Raw genomic sequence first — 16,890 nt, forward strand, 5'->3', positions numbered from 1 at the left:
GGTTTATATTTTAAGCAGAACTAGGCTCAGCATTATCATCTATTTTATTTGAATATTGATCAATAAAATTTTGCAATAATTGGTGACCCTGTTCAGTCAACACAGATTCAGGATGAAATTGTACACTGGCAATGGCCAAATATTTATGTTGTAAAGCCATGATATCTTGTTGTCCATTTTCAGTGATCCAAGCGGTTATTTCTAGCTCATCAGGTAAAGATTGTTTATCAACAATCAAGGAATGATAGCGTGTGACGGTTAATGGCTGTTTTAATGTGCTAAATAATCCTTGCTCATTATGGCTAATAACACTAGTTTTACCGTGCATAACTTTGCTCGCTTTAATGACTTTAGCGCCAAAGTGCTGGGCAATGCATTGATGTCCTAAGCATACGCCTAATATGGCAATTTGGCCTTTAAACCTCTCGATTATCGCTAGCGATAAACCCGCCGCGTCAGGGTCACAAGGTCCAGGGGAAATGACAATATATTGCGGTGCTAATGCGGCGATTTCCGTTAAGCTGATTTCATCGTTTCTACAGACTTTAACTTCTTGTCCCAGCGCTTGAAAATAATGCACTAGGTTAAAAGTAAAAGAGTCATAATTGTCGATCATTAATAACAAAGCAGTACCTGCGTAAGACCAAATCGTAAAGCGGGCGCTATTCTAAGCTTTTATCGATCGCCATTCTACCTTTAGGTTATCTTTAGCGCTTGTTAAAAAATGTATCAGTATAGTTTTTGGTAAAATGTGCGTAATTGCTGCTGGGCTTGTGGGTGAGTAATTAAGGTAAATGCCACTTCCCCCCCAGGACGCATTTGGCTTAAACGAAATAAGTCGGTTTGCATTACGGTGCCAAGCACGGGATAACCGCCCATGGTTTGTCGCTCTTTCATTAATATAATCGGTTGTTCGTTATCAGGAAACTGCACCATGCCGTAAGTCACTGGCATGGATAATAAACACTGTCTGCGTAACTGCTGAGTCAGTATTTTTTTGTCTGGCGATGGCGATGAGGTTTGTGGGGGCTTAACCTGTAGGCGATAACCCATGCGATTGCTATCAGGTGAAATAACATATTCAGTGGCTAGAAATTGTTGCTGTTGTACGCTACTCATTTGTAAAAATAAGCGACTGGGCATAACACGTAAGGTCAGTTTGTGCTTTGGGTAAAATAAGGCTGGCGCCGTTGTTGGTCTATTTGCTTTTAGTGACGCTAGCTGTGTTTTCTGTGCTGACGTGGCTTCAGCTAAAGGCTGATTTTGTGTTGAAAAATAAAGTTTACTCCCGACCCTTAATGCTTCGCCAGTGAAGCCTAAGGCCATTTCATTAACGGTTTGAGATAAGCTGCCTAGCCAAGGTTGTTGTGCTGTTTGGCAAGTAAAACCACCCAGTATGGTCAGATAACTATGTAACTGGTTTTTTGGCATAGCAAAAGCAATAATATCGCCGGCGTGTAGTTGATGGCATTGCCAGTTATTAATAGTCAGATTATTGATTTTAGCTTGGCAGTCAGCGCCTGTTATAGCTATGGTGCAAGCGGCATTGGCTTTGAAACTGATTTGCCCTAAGGTGATTTCTATTGCCGCATCATTGGCTGGTTTATTATTTGTCTTGGTAATATTATGCACAGGTTTAATGCTAAGTTTATTAGTGATAAGTTGATTAGCGCTAAGGAAAGCAAATTCGTCGGCGGCGCCACTGGCACTAAAACCAAGATGCTGAGCATTAAGGCGGCCAAGATCTTGAATACTTGCTTGACCATTCATGGTGATAACTTCAAGAAAATTTTGCTTCATTCTGCTAAACCCTGTTCTAGTGCAAGAAATTCAGCTTTTGAAATAGCATAAAACTGCACATTTTGCCCAACCTGAATACTGGCATTGAACTGACCATGGTGACTTTCATACATAGGTAAGGGGGTTTGGCCGATAATATGCCAACCACCGGGACTTTCAATCGGATAAATAGCACTTTGCTGCTCAGCAATAGCCACAGCGCCTTTAGGTACTTTTATGCGCGGCGAAGACTTGCGAGGTAGCTGTAAACTTTCAGGTAAACTGGCCAAGTAACAAAATCCTGGCGTAAAACCTAAAGCATAGCCGTGGTAAGTGTGAGCACTGTGCTGTTTAATCACCTCATCCATTGACATATTACAGCGCTTTGCAACGTCGGCTAAATCCCACTCTTGCTCATGGTCGTAGTAAACCGGTATTTTAATGCAATGCTCATGGGCAGCTTGATGGGCTAATTTATCGTCTGGATTATTATCTTGCTCATCGCCATTGCTGTGTTTATGGCTAGCGTTTTTGGCAACGCGGTTAATTTTGTCAATCACTTGTAGGCTAGAGCTAAGTTGCGGGCAATAATAAACCATTAAACAATGATAGCTTGCCACTGTTTCTATAATTAACTCACCAAGCTGTTGGGTAATCATAGCTTGTAAGGCAATAATTTCATTATGTTGTGTGAGCGATATTTTGGCTTGCCAGCTTAGTAATAAAGCGTTTTCTGCGACTAGGTCAAGGGTAAAATTAACACCATCTTCAGTGCTATTGCTAACCTTGGTGTTAATACGCTCTCGATTATTACTCATCAGATTAACGCGACCTTTGCTGATTAATGGTTTGGCGCAACGCTTTAATCATTGCCAAGGCGTTTGGCGTGTCACCATGAACGCATAAAGTATCAATGTGAAATTGCAAGGCTTGTTGATTGATGCTGAGTAAGGGTTGTTGATTCAGTATATCTTGGCAACGACTGACAACATCAATATTGTTGGTTAACACCGCACCGGCTGAACTTCGTGGCACTAAAAAACCGTTATCCAAATAAGCTCGGTCAGCAAAGGCTTCAAAATAAAGTGAAAGATGATGTTTTTTCGCTATTTGCTGAAATTTATCACTGTTGTCTATAGCTTGTATCATCAAAGATAGTGGCTTGTTATGACTAGGATTAAGTTGTGAAATAGCCAAACAGATATCATCAAATAGGCTTAAGTTGGTCATCATATCGTTGTATAACGCGCCATGCGGCTTTACGTAGACAAGCTGAGCATTTTCAACTGCGCACAGTGCCTGCAACGCGCCAATTTGATATTGCACATTCGCGATTAATTCATCTTGCGATAGCTGGAGAGACCGACGACCAAAATTTTCACTATCGGGGTAGCTTGGATGCGCCCCGATAATCACTTGATGTTGCTGGGCAAGTTTAATGGTTTTTTTAATGGTGAGGGGATCTGAACCATGAAAGCCACAGGCAATATTCGCCATATCAATCAATGGCATAATATCGGCATCGTTATTATGTTTAAACTCACCTAAATCACAGTTCAACTTCATGTTTTATACTCTATTTATTCATCACTGATGTTACGTCGTTTACGTACGGGATGACTAATAACCACATCGGTAAGCGGCGTACAACTACAACTTAATATATAGCCTTGTTGCTGCTCTTCGTCGGATAAACCATCTTGGCAAAGTTGTTCTACTTCACCCTGTTCTAATTTTACTTTGCAACTACCACACATGCCACCGCGGCATGAACAAGGCAATACTAAGCCGGCATCTTCGCCTTGTTCCAGTAGGGTTTGCTTGTTATTACCGGTAATGGTTTTATTAAAGCTAGTAAAGGTGAGTGCGGGTTTGTTTGTTTTAACGGTCAATGTTGAATCCTTTTTTACTTGGGTGATTTGTGTGGCACGAATAACGGACTTACTTTTAACGGACTCACTTTTAACAGTAAATACCGGTGCTGCTTGGCGCTTTAATACTTCAAGGCTATCGCCACGTTTAATTTGGCCTTGATTAAGTGCTACTAAGTTTTGGCCAAATAAAATGTCACCATTAGTTAATTGGCGATAGTTTTTCAAAGTATTTAAAGGCTCTTGCTGGTGATGTTTTTCACTAGTCTTGGGATCAATAGTGGTGAAAATACAGCGCGTGCAAGGTGTGGTTATTTCAAACTCTACTTCACCAATGCGAATGTGCTGCCAATTATCTTCTGCAAAAGCATCACAGTTATTCACGACGATATTCGGCCGAAATTGTGTCATGGAAATGGTGGTGGTGTCAGCTTTATATTGCTTATTTAAGTGATCAAGTGATGCTTGCGAAATAAGGAGTAAAGGGTAGGCGTCAGCAAAGCCAACTTGGCTATTTTTGTTTTTAACAAAACGTTGAGAATCTGCGCCAAAAAAGAGTAACTGGCAAGGTTCTTCAAGATAGTGACTAAACCATTGATTAATGTTTTCTCGACATTGTTGGGCATTAATAGTGTCATTCCACAAGTTAACAGCAATGTACCCTTGGCAAAGGTGATGATATTCAATCACTAAAGCTGGCATGTTAGGCGCGATAATGGTTAGGCCTGTTGCGGTTAAACTCGCTTGAATTAAGCATAAAGTGGGCTGCGTACGCGCGGTGATAAACTGCCCATCAGGGCTGGCAACAACAAAACGACGATCAAAGGCTAAGCCAAGTTCTTCAACCCAGCTATTTGATAGCTCAATGCTGGCGCTAGACTTTATCGGATAAACATAGATATTTTGTAGCATAGGCTTACTCATGAACGCTCTCAAATGTAACTAATGGTGATGCCAAGGGTTAAATTATTTACAGTGGCTAATTAATTATTTCAGTTAGGGTTAATTGTTTTGATAGTGGGGAAAATGCATCGACTTTGCAATATGTATTTTCGGTGGATTAAGGTATATTGCCCCCATTGTGATTTAAATTTTAGCTCGAACTAGCCTACGCGCGTCAGAGTTATCTAAATAGGTTTTTATGCATATTCATATATTAGGCATTTGTGGCACGTTTATGGGCGGTATTGCCGCTATTGCTAAGCAAATGGGCTTTCGAGTTTCTGGTTGCGACGCCAATGTTTACCCACCCATGAGCACCCAGCTAGCACAACTGGGTGTCGAATTAAAATCAGGTTACTTAATTGAACATTTAGACGATGAGCCTGATTTAGTGATTGTTGGCAATGCCATGGCGCGTGGTAATGTGATGGTGGAGTACATACTGGATAGAAAAATTGCTTATACCTCAGGCCCACAGTGGTTATTAGAACATGTTTTAAAAGATCGTTGGGTGCTAGCGGTTTCTGGTACCCACGGCAAAACCACTACCAGCTCCATGTTAACCTGGATATTGCAATACGCTGGAATGGAGCCGGGCTTTTTGATTGGTGGTGTGCCACAAAATTTTGACTGTTCTGCACGCTTAGGTAATGCGCCATTTTTTGTTATCGAAGCAGATGAATACGATACGGCATTTTTTGATAAGCGTTCTAAATTTGTCCATTATCGCCCGAATACACTCGTCATCAATAATATGGAATTTGATCATGCTGATATTTTTCATGATATCAGTGATATTCAACGTCAATTTCACCACCTTATTCGTATGGTGCCGAGCAATGGTCTTATTTTATCACCAAAAAATGAAGCTGCCATTACAGAAACACTGGCGATGGGCTGCTGGACACCCACTGAATATAGCGTTGTTGAAGCAGATAAACTCTTGGGTTGGCATGCCGAAAAATGTATGGCGGATGGCAGTGAATTTATCGTCAGCTTTAAAGGGGTAATACAAGGGCGAGTAAATTGGGCGTTAATAGGCGACTTTAATATCGACAACGGTTTAATGGCGATTGCCGCGGCTCGTCATGCTGGGGTGCCAAGTAAGGTCGCTATCGAAGCGTTAACAAGTTTTATTAATACTAAACGCCGACTCGAGCTCAAAGGTGAGGTGAATCAGGTTAGAGTGTTTGATGACTTCGCCCATCACCCAACCGCTATTGCCAAAACATTAGCCGGTGTGCGGGCAAATGTTGGCAGCAGGCGGGTGATAGCGATATTAGAGCCACGCTCAAATACCATGAAATCAGGTGTGCATAAAGACACTTTGGCAAAATCGTTATCCGATGCGGATATAGTGTTTGTTTATCAAGGTGAGCAAGTTAAGTGGTCTGTAGAGGCATTAATTGCTGACTGCGTTCAGCCATGCTTTGTCAGTCAAGATATTAGGCAGTTGGTGGCCAATATTGTGGCGAATGCCCAAGCAGGTGATACGCTGGTCGTCATGAGCAATGGTGGATTTGGTGGTATTCATGAAAAACTATTGTTAGCGCTTGCTGAGCTATAATTGTCATTTACATATGGCACAAAATATTATGCCACGCTGGGGTGATTAAGCAATGCTGATAGCAACGCCGATACTAGCGCCGATAGCAATACCGATAGCAATACCGATAGTAATACAAGAACAAATTTTTCCTAATAATTTTACTTTAGCAAGCGCCATCAGTGCTTGCACAGTTAGACTTACTAACAGAAAGCATGCCACGGGTTACTCGATGCAATTCACTTCAATTCACTTAAGTTAGTTAGTGGCTAAAGACACTAACTAATTAATATTAATCATGCAGATTTATTAACCTAAGTAGGGATTAATAAATCTGCATAACATAGCGCTAAATTAATTCCAGAAAATAAACTAATCAGCATTCGCTGCAATTTTGCTTTTTGCTTTTAGGGCTTTAATATCAACACCATCAAGCAGCAGCATAACATCAGCAAGTAATCTTTTTAGTTCAGTGACTTCAGTAGGAATACTCTTTTTTATTTTTTGTACGTAAGCAATCGCTTCACGTTTTTGAATAACGTCTAATAGCGCTTTTAGGGTATGAGTATCATTAGCATCAATGGGGGGTAACTTTTGTTCACTGGCGACATTGTAAAGTGAATAGGTGGTCACTAAGCTCGCCTGTGCTTGTTTTAATCTTTCCATAAAAATCAGTCCTTGTTTTTGTTGTTTTATTGTTATCGTTATGTTGCAATTTGTTTAAATATAATACTGAAAAGTAAAAAAATGTCTATTTTTTATTCATGTTAATTATCATAAATATTTATATTCACCACGCGCTTGTAATGGGTGTTGAACGGTAAATAGCGACTATTTATCGCATTCGACTTAAATTTTCAATGCTGATGTGTTCTAGTAGGTAAATAACAATAATTAGGTGTAATTTAATGTCTAAATTTACTACTCGAATTTCTTCACTAGCACTCAGCGTTACCTTGGTTTTAGGCGCTAGCCAACAGGCGTTTGCTGACAATGATGTGGCTAAAACGCCCGAAAAATCCCCAGCTGAAAAGTGGTCGGTCAACAGCCCCCAAGGTGAATTTACTAGCGCCAAAATTGACGTTCGCCAAGGTACTTGGATGAATGTTGATATTAGCCCAGATGGTAAAACCTTAGTCTTTGATCTATTGGGTGATATTTATACTTTACCGATTGAAGGTGGTGAAGCAAGCGCTTTGATGACAGATATTGCTTGGCAAATGCAGCCACGCTTTAGTCCGGACGGAAAGCACATTGCTTTTACCTCTGATGAAGACGGTGGCGATAATTTATGGATCATGAAAGCCGATGGCAGTGCGGGCAAAGCGATCAGTAGTGAAACTTTTCGTTTATTAAATAGCCCTGCATGGTCGCCTGATGGTAACTATATTGTTGGCCGTAAACACTTTACTGGCTCTCGTTCTCTGGGTGCTGGCGAAGTATGGATGTATCACAAAACGGGTGGCAACGGTGTGATGTTAACCAAGCGACCTAATGAGCAAAAAGATTTAGGTGAACCGGCATTTTCAGCTGACGGTAAATACGTTTACTTCTCACAAGACGCGACACCGGGTAAAACTTTTCATTACAGTAAAGACTCTGAGAAGGGCATTTATAAGATTAAACGCTTAGAGCTTGAAAGCGGTGAAATTAAAGTGATTATTTCAGGTAAAGGCGGAGCGATACGGCCAGTGCCGTCACCCGATGGTCAATATTTAGCTTATATTAGCCGAGACGATTTTCAATCTAATTTATACTTGTATGACTTAAAAAGTGGCGAAGAAAAGCTGATTTTTGAAAATTTAGATCGCGATATGCAAGAAACGTGGGCGATTCACGGTGTTTACCCTAATATGGCGTGGCTACCTAATAGCACTGGCATGGTGTTTTGGTCAGGTGGTGTAATTAATAAACTCGATCTTGAAAGTAACACCAGCACGATTATTCCTTTTCATGTGAAAACCGAGAAAAAAATCCAAACAGCGTTACGTTTTCAACAAGATATTGATCAAGACAACTTTGACGTAAAAATGTTGCGTGATGTTGAAATATCGCCGGATGGCCGAAAAGTCGTTTACGAGTCAATGGGCCACATTTATATTCGCCCTATTGCTAATGGCCAAGTCAAAGGTCAAGCCAAGCGTTTAACCAAACAAACATCACACTTTGAATTGAACCCTAGTTTTTCGCGTGATGGCAGAACAGTGGTTTATAGTACTTGGGATGATAAAAAACTAGGTGAAATTCGCTCAGTATCATCACATGGTGGTAGAAGCAGTGTACTAACCCAAGAGCCGGGCAAGTACATAGAGCCAAGTTTTTCTCCTAATGGTAAAACCGTGGTATTTCGTAAAGTGGCTGGTGGTTATATTACCGATCCAACTTGGGGCTTAAACCCAGGCGTTTATACGGTAAGTGCCAAGGGTGGTACGCCAAAACTGATAACAGAATCAGGTTTACTACCGCATTTTGGGGCTAAAAATGATCGTATTTATGTTTTACGCAAGGGTGAAATACCGCAACTGGTGAAAATTAATTTAGATAATTCATCAAGCGCTAACAAAGAACAAGCGCTTTACCAGGGTAAGTTTGCTACCGAATATAAGGTGTCACCTGATGGTAAATATTTAGCTTTTGCTGAACGCTTTAAGGTTTTTGTAACGCCATTTGTTGAACGTGGCCAAGTGATAGATATTGGTCCAAAAGCGAAAAACTTACCAGTGAAAAAATTGTCGTTACGTGCTGGCGAAGGTATCAACTGGAATGGCGAATCTAATGAGCTTTATTGGAGCTTAGGACCAGATTTATACCAAGCAAGTGTCGCGGGTTTATTTGATATAAGCGATAAAGAAATGCTTGCTAAAGACGAGGCTCATAGCAACGAAGAAGAGGCGACAGCGTCAACAACACCCGCGCCGCTGAAAACCTATTTAGGCTTTAAAGAAAAAGCAGATAAACCTTCTGGTCGTGTCGCTTTTGTTGGCGGTAAAGTGATCACTATGGAAGGTGAGCAAGTGATAGAAAACGGTGTAGTGCTTGTTGAAGGCAATAAAATTATTGCGGTAGGCAAAAATGGCCAAGTAGATATTCCGTCAAATGCTAAAGTGATTGATATTAGGGGTAAGTCGATTATGCCGGGCTTGATTGATGCGCATGCGCATGGGCCACAAGGCAGTAATGAAATTATTCCACAGCAAAACTGGAAAAACTACGCAGGGTTAGCGTTAGGTGTAACTACGATTCACGATCCGTCAAACGACACCACTGAGTTTTTTGCGGCGAGTGAAATGCAAAAGGCCGGTGATATTGTTGGCCCACGTTTATTCTCTACCGGTAGTATTTTATACGGAGCCACGGTTGCAGGTTATACCTCGCATGTTGATAGCTTAGCCGATGCTAAATTTCATATTGAACGCTTGAAAAAAGCCGGTGTGTTTAGTGTTAAAAGCTACAACCAACCGCGTCGTAATCAACGTCAACAAATGATCCAAGCCGCGCGTGAAGCAGAAATATTAGTGGTACCAGAAGGAGGGTCACTGCTACAGCATAACTTATCTATGATTATTGATGGCCATACGACGTTAGAGCATTCAATTTCGACGGCGAAAATTTATGACGACATCAAGCAGTTATGGTCACAATCTGAAATGGCTTACACACCCACTATGGGTGTGGCTTACGGTGGTATTTCAGGTGAGCATTATTGGTATGACACGACAGACGTATGGCAGCATCCACGTTTGAGCCAGTATGTACCGAGCGAGTTTTTAGACCCGCGTTCAATGCGCCGTACTAAAGCGCCGCTGCATCATTACAACCATATTAATGTTGCCAAAGTAGCAAAAGAGCTGCAAGACTTAGGCGTTGTAGTTAATGCCGGTGGTCATGGTCAGCGTGAAGGTTTAGCCATGCACTGGGAAATGTGGATGATGGCACAAGGTGGCATGTCGCCATTAAATGCTATTCGCACTGCAACCATTGCACCGGCACATACCTTAGGTTTAGACAGCCAATTAGGCTCACTTAAAGTTGGCAAACTTGCGGATATTTTAGTCATTGATGGCGATGTCAGTAAAGATATTCGTTTATCTGACAAAGTGATTTACACCATGATTAATGGCCGTTTGTATAATGCCGATACCATGAATGAAGTGGGTAATTACGATAATAAACGCGATAAATTCTATTTTGAAAAATAGCGTGTTAGTTTTATTTTATTAGTACCTGTTGATAAAGCCCGGAAATTTCCGGGTTTTTTATCTTCAGGATGAAGGGTATATCACGATCATATGGCCGTGCTTAGCCATCTCGGTCATTGCTTGTTTAGCGGTTGATGGATTAAAGTTCGACCAAGAGAAAAATGGTAAAGCAATCGCCGAATGCGACATGATCATCCGTAAGCTCTATCTAGGTTGGACTTTAGTCCATCAAGTTAAATGAAATTTAACCGCTATAAGCACAAATTCCTAGCGAAAAAGTAGCTGGCTACAGATGTTTGTTAACTTTTTAGGCATCAGACTTCATCACCTAAGAATAGTGTTGTCGAGCACAGCCGACTATAGACCTAAAATACTATTTAAATGATTATCTTAATTAGGCTTTTAGTTATACTGAAATTCAGCAAAAGCTAAAAACTTTCAGTCATAGGAAACCAGCATGGATAATAAACTATCAATCGGCATTAGTAGCTGTTTATTAGGTCATAAAGTGCGATTTGACTCAGGTCATAAAAACAACGCATATATTAATAACACCTTAAGCGAGTACTTTGATTTTATCCCCTTCTGTCCAGAAGTGGATATTGGTTTAGGTATTCCGCGTGAAACCATTAGGTTAGTACTGATCGATGAAAAAGTGCATTGCGTTGGTTCAAAAACGCCAGATTTAGATGTCACTGAACGACTTAAAGATTGTGCTCAACAGCAGCAATCTTGGCAACAAAAGCTTAGCGGTTATATATTGAAAAAAGACTCACCCAGTTGTGGTATGGAGCGTGTGAGACTTTATAAAGGTGATATGCCAGATCGTATTGGCGTAGGTATTTACGCACAAAAATTGATGGAAAATTTTCCAGATTTACCCGTAGAAGAAGAAGGCAGGTTAGGTGATGCCATCTTGCGTGAAAACTTTATTCAACGGGTATTTATTTATGCTCGTTGGCAAAAACTATCGGCAGAAGTGTTTTCATTGCACAGCCTTAATTGTTTTCATGCTCAACATAAATATATTTTTATGAGTCATAGCCAGGCGTTGGCAAAAGAGCTAGGCCATTTCTTGGCGCAGGCTCATGCCGAGGTACCTAGTGAGGTCATGTCGCAATACTTGAAAAAAATGATGGTGATACTAAAAATAAGAGCCACTCGAAAAGGTCACGTGAATACCTTGCAACATCTGCAAGGTTATTTAAAAACCTCTATCAGCGTTGATGACAAAGCTGAACTAGTTGACATTATTGACCAATACCGTAATGGCTTACTGCCATTAATTGTGCCGATAACCTTATTACGCCATCATTTTCGACGTTTCCCACATGACTACATTACCGAGTCCTATTATATGAAGCCGCACCCAAAAGAGTTGATGTTATTAAATAGTTTATAAACTTATAAACATGTTACTGCCTTTAAGAAAAGTCAGTGAAAAAGCGATTAAGATCATTAATGGGAGTCAAGCGTGAACATTGAAGTTATTGAAAACCCTGAAGCAGGGTTAATCGCTTTTTTAGATGAAAAAATTGCTGAATTTAACTGGGCGCATTGGGAAGTCAGCGAACGTAAAGCCATTGCGGTGAAGTTAAACGATGAGAACGGTGATGTTATTGCCGGTGCTGCGGGACGAACCTTTGGTGATTGGTTAATGCTCAACACCTTATGGGTATCAGATACACTGCGAGGCCAACAAGTCGGTAGTAAAATATTACATCAAATAGAACAGGCGGCGCTAGCTAGAGGTTGTAATAAGGCCTTACTCGACACGTTGAATTTTCAAGCTATGCCATTTTATGAAAAACACGGTTATCAAGTGCAATGGACGCAGCAAGGTTATCCTAAAACCGGTTGTCGGTATTATATGATGAAACAGCTAAGCACATAAAATAATAGCTAGAGGAATGATTATCATGAACATTGTTTTATTGCTCAATAATGACATTGCCAGTAACTTGGCGTTAAATTTATTATTGCCAGCATTACAGGTGCATAATATTAAGGTGTTTTTATCCAGTAAAGTCGGTGGTAATAGTACACGCCCACAAGCCTTGCAGGAGTTAGCGCAATTTGAGCAACACGAGGTTTATCGCACGCTTGAGCAAGTGCAGGCAAATACCGAACTATCGGTGAATTTTAAAACTTATGCAGACATTACTCAGCAATACGCTATTGAGATAGAAACCTTAAATCAAATAAATTCAGTTGATGGTTTGGCAAAAATTCAAGCATTTTCAGCGGATTTAATTATTTCTATTCGTTACGGGGTGATTTTAAAGCCGCCCGTTATTGCGCTGTCAAAACAGGGTGTGATTAATTTACATTCTGGGTTATTGCCAAATTATCGAGGCGTTATGGCAACGTTTTGGGCGCTGTTAAATGGCGATAAGCAATTGGCGACAAGTTTGCACTTTATTGATGACAGCACGATAGATACGGGTGGTATTATTGCTAATTCAACATTGTCAGTGCAACAGGATAAGTCTTATCTGTGGCATGTGTTGTCTTTATATATCGGGGGGTGTCAATTGATTGAACAAGCGATTAAGACGCTTGAACAGGGGGATGAACTCACAACACTTGTTCAAGCGGTGCAAGGTCATTATTTTACTTTTCCAAGCACGGAGCAAATTACGGCCTTTACCCGATGTTTTGGCGCCTTGTATGAGCCAAATGAAATAGTAGATTTACTCAGTGTTATTACTGAAAAATAGGGTATTTAAAAAGTGACTACGGCATTTTAATGACAGTATCCTAGCGAAAAGTCAGACTTATAATAAACTAACCATAAACCCTTCATTATAATGAACAATCAGGTTTAGAGGTTATTATGAGTATAGTACGCGTTAATAAATTCACTGCTGCAGCAAAAAAGTCAGCTGAACTTTATAATTTTTTACAAGCACTTGTGCCCTATATTACAGCAGCTAAAGGGTGTATTTCCTGTGAGCTTTTAAAGCATCATGAGCATGGAGAGCAATTTATGATGATTGAGCGCTGGGATTGTATCGAAAGTCATCAGCTTGCCATTAGCCATTATCCACAAGAAGACATGCAAGCGGCAATGAGTCTATTTGGTGTTGCGCCCAAAGGTAATTATTACAGGCTATGAGTTTAGGTTAATATTTTGATATTATTGAATTTAGTTAAGGATATAGAAAGTAATTAGTATGTATGAAAAATATGATGAAAATATGGTGTTGCCAGCAATTCCATATAACTCGCCAACACTACCTTATGAAAAACCTGAATTGGGGCTGAATTATTGGATTCAAGATGATCTTTTCCCAGCAAAGAAGGCCGTTGAGTTAGCGAATAAATGCTATAACAAAAAGAAGTGGAAGTTAGGCTCACCCTACACTAAAGAACTTTGGCCAGGAATGCGTTCAAAAAACGCTTTAAGTAAAAGTGATTTACAATTTGTTGAAGATTGGGCGAAATCACAAGTTAATAAAGCTAATTTTTGGGTTGCTGAATCAGACAGTGTTGTGGTTGACAGTAATACTGCCATTTTGGTGGGAGCTGAAGAGGGTGAAGCAAGACCACATGTTGATAATCGAAAGTTATGTCGTTATGGTGCGGTATTGTATTTGAGCCAAAATCCGCCAGCGCATTCAGGTACTAGCTTTTATCGATTAAAATATGGCAATGGTGCTGCGGGTGGCAATTTAGTGCAAGCACCTTACTTAAATTTAGTTGATGCCCTTAAAGCCGATAGTTTACCAAAAGATGCTTGGTATGAAGATGTCGCCATAGAGAATAAATTTAATCGGCTAATTTTATTTAAAGGTAATATTGCTCATAGCGCCAGTGGTTATTTTGGCAATGAAAAAAGAACGAAGCGCTTGGCGATAACGTTTTTTTGGTTAGCAGAAGATTAAGCTCAAATATGGCTACTAAGTTTATTTGGTCTATTAAATATGCCATTCATTAAAGAGTAAGTAAAATGTTAAAGGTTATCTGGTTAGTGTGTTTTTTTATTGTCTTGATTTGGTCAGGTATTGGGCCAAAAGATCAATTCACTTGGTTTTTAGAAGTATTGCCGGCGCTGATAGGTTTAGTATTGATAGTGATAAGTTTTCAGCGTTTTGAGCTAACGCGTTTGCTTTATAATTTGATATTACTGCATAGCATCGTGTTAATGGTCGGTGGTCATTATACCTACGCCGAAGTCCCCTTATTTGATACGATCGCGAATTGGATGGGTTCTGAGCGAAATAACTACGATAAAGTGGGCCATTTTTTCCAAGGTTTTGTGCCCGCTTTACTTGCCCGTGAGATCCTTATTCGCAAAAGTATCGTGAATGGCAAAGCTTGGTTAAATGTCATTATTGTTGCTATTTGCTTGGCCTTTAGCGCCTTTTATGAACTGATAGAATGGTGGGTTGCTATCGCCTCAGGTGAAAATGCTGAAGCGTTTTTGGGTACGCAAGGTTATATTTGGGATACCCAGTCAGATATGGCATTAGCGTTATTAGGGGCGATTATTTCCATTATTGTCTTAGCTAAATATCATGATCGTCAACTGGCTAAAATTAGCGTAATAGCAGCAATTAATGAGTAACATATGAAAGTAAATCAGGTGTTGTTATGGCTCTCAATCATTATATTCACTGTCTCTGGCTGTAGTTCTTTTTCTGTTGGCAATAGAGGCGGAACAATCAAAGTGGAGACTAAGGCCAAACAACCGAGTGTTATTGTTAATACTCAAGTTAAAGACAGTGGTAAGGCCTAAAAATCACGGCGTAATTTTTAGGCCTTTACTGAAAATTATGCCATTAAAAGTTTCACGGCGTTGAGCAATTGCTGATGTAATTCATCATTAGTGAGCTTAGTATTTTCTACGTCAAAGTTATCAAAAAAGTTTGGCACAGATAACGATGCTTTTACTTGGCCGTCGAAGTAAGGCGCTGAACCTGTCGCTACCGCTAACACACTGCTGGCGCCGCCTGGCCCAGGAGCTGTGGCCAATAATAGCATGGGTTTATTTTGATAAACTTTTTTATCAATGCGTGAGGCCCAATCAAATAAGTTTTTATAGGCGGCACTGTAATTGCCGTTATGCTCAGCAAATGAAATAATAATGGCGTCACTTTCACCCAGTTTATTGAAGAAGGCTTTTGCGGCTTCAGGTTGACCTAATGCTATTTCCTTATCTTGGCTAAAAAGCGGTAGTTCAAAGTCGTTTAAATCGAGTATTTCAATGTCAACATTTGCCTGAACTTCAGCGGCTAGGTTAGCGGCATACGTGGCAAGTTGCTTGTTGATTGATTTACTGCTTGAACTTGCACCAAATGCGAGTATTTTCATATTTATTCCTTGTTTATAACCTTGTTTATCGAGTTTTTTACAGCTTTTTGTAACATTGCTCTACAGTGTGACAAAATTTAGGTAAAATACCACCAATCAAATTTAGAATTTACAGTTATTTACTGATCTTATTTAGGATAGCCAGTGTCAAGTTACGAAAAACGTTTAAACAAATATATTAGTGACTCGGGCTATTGTTCGCGTCGATTTGCCGATAAATTGATCGAAAACAATCGTGTGACCATTAATGGCAAAGTACCAGAGCTTGGCACTAAAGTTGTGTCCGGTGATACGGTATGTATTGACGGAAATGAGATTAAAGCCAGCGCGAGTAATCATACCGACCGAGTTTACATTGCTTATAATAAACCCATTGGTATTACCTGTACCACTGAGCGACAAGTCAAAGGTAATATTATTGATGCTATTGGTCATACTAAGCGCATATTTCCTATTGGCAGATTAGATAAACCCTCAGAAGGGCTGATATTTTTGACCAGTGACGGTGATATTGTTAATAAAATATTACGGGCAGAAAATGCTCACGACAAAGAATATATCGTCAAAGTTGATAAGCCGATCAGTGAGCGCTTTGTTGAGCGTATGTCAAAAGGTGTCCCTATTTTAGGCACTATTACTAAACCCTGTATTGTCAAACATGAGAGTAAATATGTTTTTCGTATTATTCTTACCCAAGGCTTAAATCGACAAATTCGCCGTATGTGTGAATATCTTGATTATGAAGTGACTGAGCTACAACGCTCGCGCATTATGAATGTTGAACTGGGCAATTTACGTTCAGGAGAGTGGCGCGACTTAACCACAAGTGAAATGGCGGAGATAAACACCGCCGTGGCGGGCTCTCGTAAAACCGCCCTGGGTGATGATTTTACTGCAGTAGAAAGCATTGCAGTAAAAGTCACTGAAGCAGAAATTATTGCCGACGACCTTGCCTCAGTAGAGGTTAATGCTGAAGTTGAAAAAGTGGCTATAACAGACAGTAAACATGCCAGTAAAACCATAGCGTCTAAATCACCGGCTGCTTCACGAACGTTAACCCGCATCGATGTGAAAAAAACCACAGCAACATCTTCAGGTAAAAAGCGTTTAAGTTTAAAAAAGAAAAGTTAGTTCAGGCAGAAAAATTAAGCTGAGTGATTAATTTCAGTGCCTAAAATTGGCTGAGGCTAAGGCGAATTTACTCAGGTTTAATTTTGCCTACTCTACTGCGGTGTTA

At 40.2% G+C, this 16,890-nt stretch carries 19 protein-coding genes; 10 read left to right on the forward strand and 9 right to left on the reverse strand.

The features are described from left to right. Positions 1-10 precede the first annotated feature (10 nt). The 5 genes from H4J59_RS18925 to H4J59_RS18945 all read right to left on the reverse strand — a co-directional run bounded on the left by H4J59_RS18925 (position 11) and on the right by H4J59_RS18945 (position 4,574). Positions 11-625: an aminodeoxychorismate/anthranilate synthase component II gene (locus tag H4J59_RS18925; RefSeq protein WP_182241520.1), complete on the reverse strand. Its 615-nt coding sequence runs from the start codon at positions 623-625 to the stop codon at positions 11-13. 104 nt (positions 626-729) lie between these two features. Next, positions 730-1,800: a biotin-dependent carboxyltransferase family protein gene (locus H4J59_RS18930; protein ID WP_182241521.1), complete on the reverse strand. Its 1,071-nt coding sequence runs from the start codon at positions 1,798-1,800 to the stop codon at positions 730-732. Then, the gene (pxpB, locus tag H4J59_RS18935; RefSeq protein ID WP_182241522.1) at positions 1,797-2,597 is read right to left on the reverse strand and encodes a 5-oxoprolinase subunit PxpB; all 801 of its coding nucleotides are present in this window, start codon (positions 2,595-2,597) and stop codon (positions 1,797-1,799) included. Before pxpB ends, H4J59_RS18930 begins: the two co-directional genes overlap by 4 nt. Before the next feature lie 4 nt (positions 2,598-2,601). Beyond that, positions 2,602-3,345, reverse strand: coding sequence for a 5-oxoprolinase subunit PxpA (locus H4J59_RS18940; RefSeq protein WP_182241523.1), 744 nt, complete (start codon positions 3,343-3,345; stop codon positions 2,602-2,604). Positions 3,346-3,359: 14 nt separating this feature from the next. After that, positions 3,360-4,574, reverse strand: coding sequence for a YcbX family protein (locus H4J59_RS18945; protein WP_182241524.1), 1,215 nt, complete (start codon positions 4,572-4,574; stop codon positions 3,360-3,362). 217 nt (positions 4,575-4,791) lie between these two features. Here H4J59_RS18945 and mpl point away from each other — a divergent pair, with 217 nt between their 5' ends. After that, complete coding sequence (gene mpl, locus H4J59_RS18950) at positions 4,792-6,159, forward strand: UDP-N-acetylmuramate:L-alanyl-gamma-D-glutamyl-meso-diaminopimelate ligase (protein ID WP_182241525.1); 1,368 nt, start codon at positions 4,792-4,794, stop codon at positions 6,157-6,159. A 45-nt stretch (positions 6,160-6,204) separates the two neighbouring features. Here the strand turns inward: mpl and H4J59_RS19570 are convergent, their stop codons facing one another. Both H4J59_RS19570 and H4J59_RS18955 read right to left on the reverse strand, forming a co-directional pair. Then, positions 6,205-6,330, reverse strand: coding sequence for a hypothetical protein (locus H4J59_RS19570; RefSeq protein ID WP_259369602.1), 126 nt, complete (start codon positions 6,328-6,330; stop codon positions 6,205-6,207). 180 nt (positions 6,331-6,510) lie between these two features. Further along, positions 6,511-6,804 (reverse strand): hypothetical protein, encoded by a 294-nt coding sequence (locus tag H4J59_RS18955; RefSeq protein WP_182241526.1) that lies wholly within the window; start codon positions 6,802-6,804, stop codon positions 6,511-6,513. Between the two features lie 242 nt (positions 6,805-7,046). On the opposite strand from H4J59_RS18955, the gene H4J59_RS18960 reads away from it, so the two are divergent. After that, positions 7,047-10,337 (forward strand): amidohydrolase family protein, encoded by a 3,291-nt coding sequence (locus tag H4J59_RS18960; protein ID WP_182241527.1) that lies wholly within the window; start codon positions 7,047-7,049, stop codon positions 10,335-10,337. 63 nt (positions 10,338-10,400) lie between these two features. Here H4J59_RS18960 and H4J59_RS19575 read toward each other — a convergent pair whose 3' ends face one another. Next, on the reverse strand, positions 10,401-10,526 hold the full coding sequence (locus H4J59_RS19575) for a hypothetical protein (RefSeq protein ID WP_259369603.1): 126 nt from the start codon (positions 10,524-10,526) through the stop codon (positions 10,401-10,403). Positions 10,527-10,794: 268 nt separating this feature from the next. On the opposite strand from H4J59_RS19575, the gene H4J59_RS18965 reads away from it, so the two are divergent. The 7 genes from H4J59_RS18965 to H4J59_RS18995 all read left to right on the forward strand — a co-directional run bounded on the left by H4J59_RS18965 (position 10,795) and on the right by H4J59_RS18995 (position 15,078). Beyond that, positions 10,795-11,739 carry a DUF523 and DUF1722 domain-containing protein gene (locus H4J59_RS18965; RefSeq protein WP_182241528.1) on the forward strand — a complete coding sequence of 315 codons (945 nt, stop codon included), beginning with the start codon at positions 10,795-10,797 and terminating at the stop codon, positions 11,737-11,739. Between the two features lie 72 nt (positions 11,740-11,811). Further along, entirely contained in the window at positions 11,812-12,231 is a 420-nt protein-coding gene (locus H4J59_RS18970; protein WP_182241529.1) for a GNAT family N-acetyltransferase, read from the forward strand. A 25-nt stretch (positions 12,232-12,256) separates the two neighbouring features. Further along, complete coding sequence (locus H4J59_RS18975) at positions 12,257-13,057, forward strand: formyl transferase (protein WP_182241530.1); 801 nt, start codon at positions 12,257-12,259, stop codon at positions 13,055-13,057. Positions 13,058-13,173: 116 nt separating this feature from the next. Next, positions 13,174-13,455, forward strand: coding sequence for a putative quinol monooxygenase (locus tag H4J59_RS18980; RefSeq protein ID WP_182241531.1), 282 nt, complete (start codon positions 13,174-13,176; stop codon positions 13,453-13,455). A 58-nt stretch (positions 13,456-13,513) separates the two neighbouring features. Continuing rightward, positions 13,514-14,224 (forward strand): DUF6445 family protein, encoded by a 711-nt coding sequence (locus H4J59_RS18985; RefSeq protein WP_182241532.1) that lies wholly within the window; start codon positions 13,514-13,516, stop codon positions 14,222-14,224. A 65-nt stretch (positions 14,225-14,289) separates the two neighbouring features. Further along, on the forward strand, positions 14,290-14,907 hold the full coding sequence (locus H4J59_RS18990) for a DUF2238 domain-containing protein (RefSeq protein ID WP_182241533.1): 618 nt from the start codon (positions 14,290-14,292) through the stop codon (positions 14,905-14,907). 3 nt (positions 14,908-14,910) lie between these two features. Further along, the gene (locus tag H4J59_RS18995) at positions 14,911-15,078 is read left to right on the forward strand and encodes a hypothetical protein (RefSeq protein WP_182241534.1); all 168 of its coding nucleotides are present in this window, start codon (positions 14,911-14,913) and stop codon (positions 15,076-15,078) included. Between the two features lie 35 nt (positions 15,079-15,113). Here the strand turns inward: H4J59_RS18995 and H4J59_RS19000 are convergent, their stop codons facing one another. Next, complete coding sequence (locus tag H4J59_RS19000) at positions 15,114-15,653, reverse strand: NADPH-dependent FMN reductase (RefSeq protein WP_182241535.1); 540 nt, start codon at positions 15,651-15,653, stop codon at positions 15,114-15,116. Between the two features lie 144 nt (positions 15,654-15,797). Between H4J59_RS19000 and rluF the strand changes: the two genes are divergently transcribed. Continuing rightward, complete coding sequence (gene rluF / locus H4J59_RS19005) at positions 15,798-16,784, forward strand: 23S rRNA pseudouridine(2604) synthase RluF (RefSeq protein WP_182241536.1); 987 nt, start codon at positions 15,798-15,800, stop codon at positions 16,782-16,784. The last annotated feature ends 106 nt before the right edge of the window (positions 16,785-16,890 follow it).

The sequence above is a fragment of the Colwellia sp. MB02u-10 genome (assembly GCF_014077185.1).
Lineage (GTDB): Bacteria > Pseudomonadota > Gammaproteobacteria > Enterobacterales > Alteromonadaceae > Cognaticolwellia.

Coding starts and splice junctions, on each gene's coding strand:
- H4J59_RS18985 (WP_182241532.1), top strand. CDS start 13,514: ATGTATGAAAAATATGATGAAAATATGGTGTTGCCAGCAATTCCATAT.
- pxpB (WP_182241522.1), bottom strand. CDS start 2,597: ATGAGTAATAATCGAGAGCGTATTAACACCAAGGTTAGCAATAGCACT.
- H4J59_RS18940 (WP_182241523.1), bottom strand. CDS start 3,345: ATGAAGTTGAACTGTGATTTAGGTGAGTTTAAACATAATAACGATGCC.
- mpl (WP_182241525.1), top strand. CDS start 4,792: ATGCATATTCATATATTAGGCATTTGTGGCACGTTTATGGGCGGTATT.
- H4J59_RS18965 (WP_182241528.1), top strand. CDS start 10,795: ATGGATAATAAACTATCAATCGGCATTAGTAGCTGTTTATTAGGTCAT.
- H4J59_RS18975 (WP_182241530.1), top strand. CDS start 12,257: ATGAACATTGTTTTATTGCTCAATAATGACATTGCCAGTAACTTGGCG.
- H4J59_RS19000 (WP_182241535.1), bottom strand. CDS start 15,653: ATGAAAATACTCGCATTTGGTGCAAGTTCAAGCAGTAAATCAATCAAC.
- H4J59_RS18945 (WP_182241524.1), bottom strand. CDS start 4,574: ATGAGTAAGCCTATGCTACAAAATATCTATGTTTATCCGATAAAGTCT.
- H4J59_RS18960 (WP_182241527.1), top strand. CDS start 7,047: ATGTCTAAATTTACTACTCGAATTTCTTCACTAGCACTCAGCGTTACC.
- H4J59_RS19575 (WP_259369603.1), bottom strand. CDS start 10,526: ATGTCGCATTCGGCGATTGCTTTACCATTTTTCTCTTGGTCGAACTTT.
- H4J59_RS18980 (WP_182241531.1), top strand. CDS start 13,174: ATGAGTATAGTACGCGTTAATAAATTCACTGCTGCAGCAAAAAAGTCA.
- H4J59_RS18990 (WP_182241533.1), top strand. CDS start 14,290: ATGTTAAAGGTTATCTGGTTAGTGTGTTTTTTTATTGTCTTGATTTGG.
- H4J59_RS18955 (WP_182241526.1), bottom strand. CDS start 6,804: ATGGAAAGATTAAAACAAGCACAGGCGAGCTTAGTGACCACCTATTCA.
- H4J59_RS18995 (WP_182241534.1), top strand. CDS start 14,911: ATGAAAGTAAATCAGGTGTTGTTATGGCTCTCAATCATTATATTCACT.
- H4J59_RS18930 (WP_182241521.1), bottom strand. CDS start 1,800: ATGAAGCAAAATTTTCTTGAAGTTATCACCATGAATGGTCAAGCAAGT.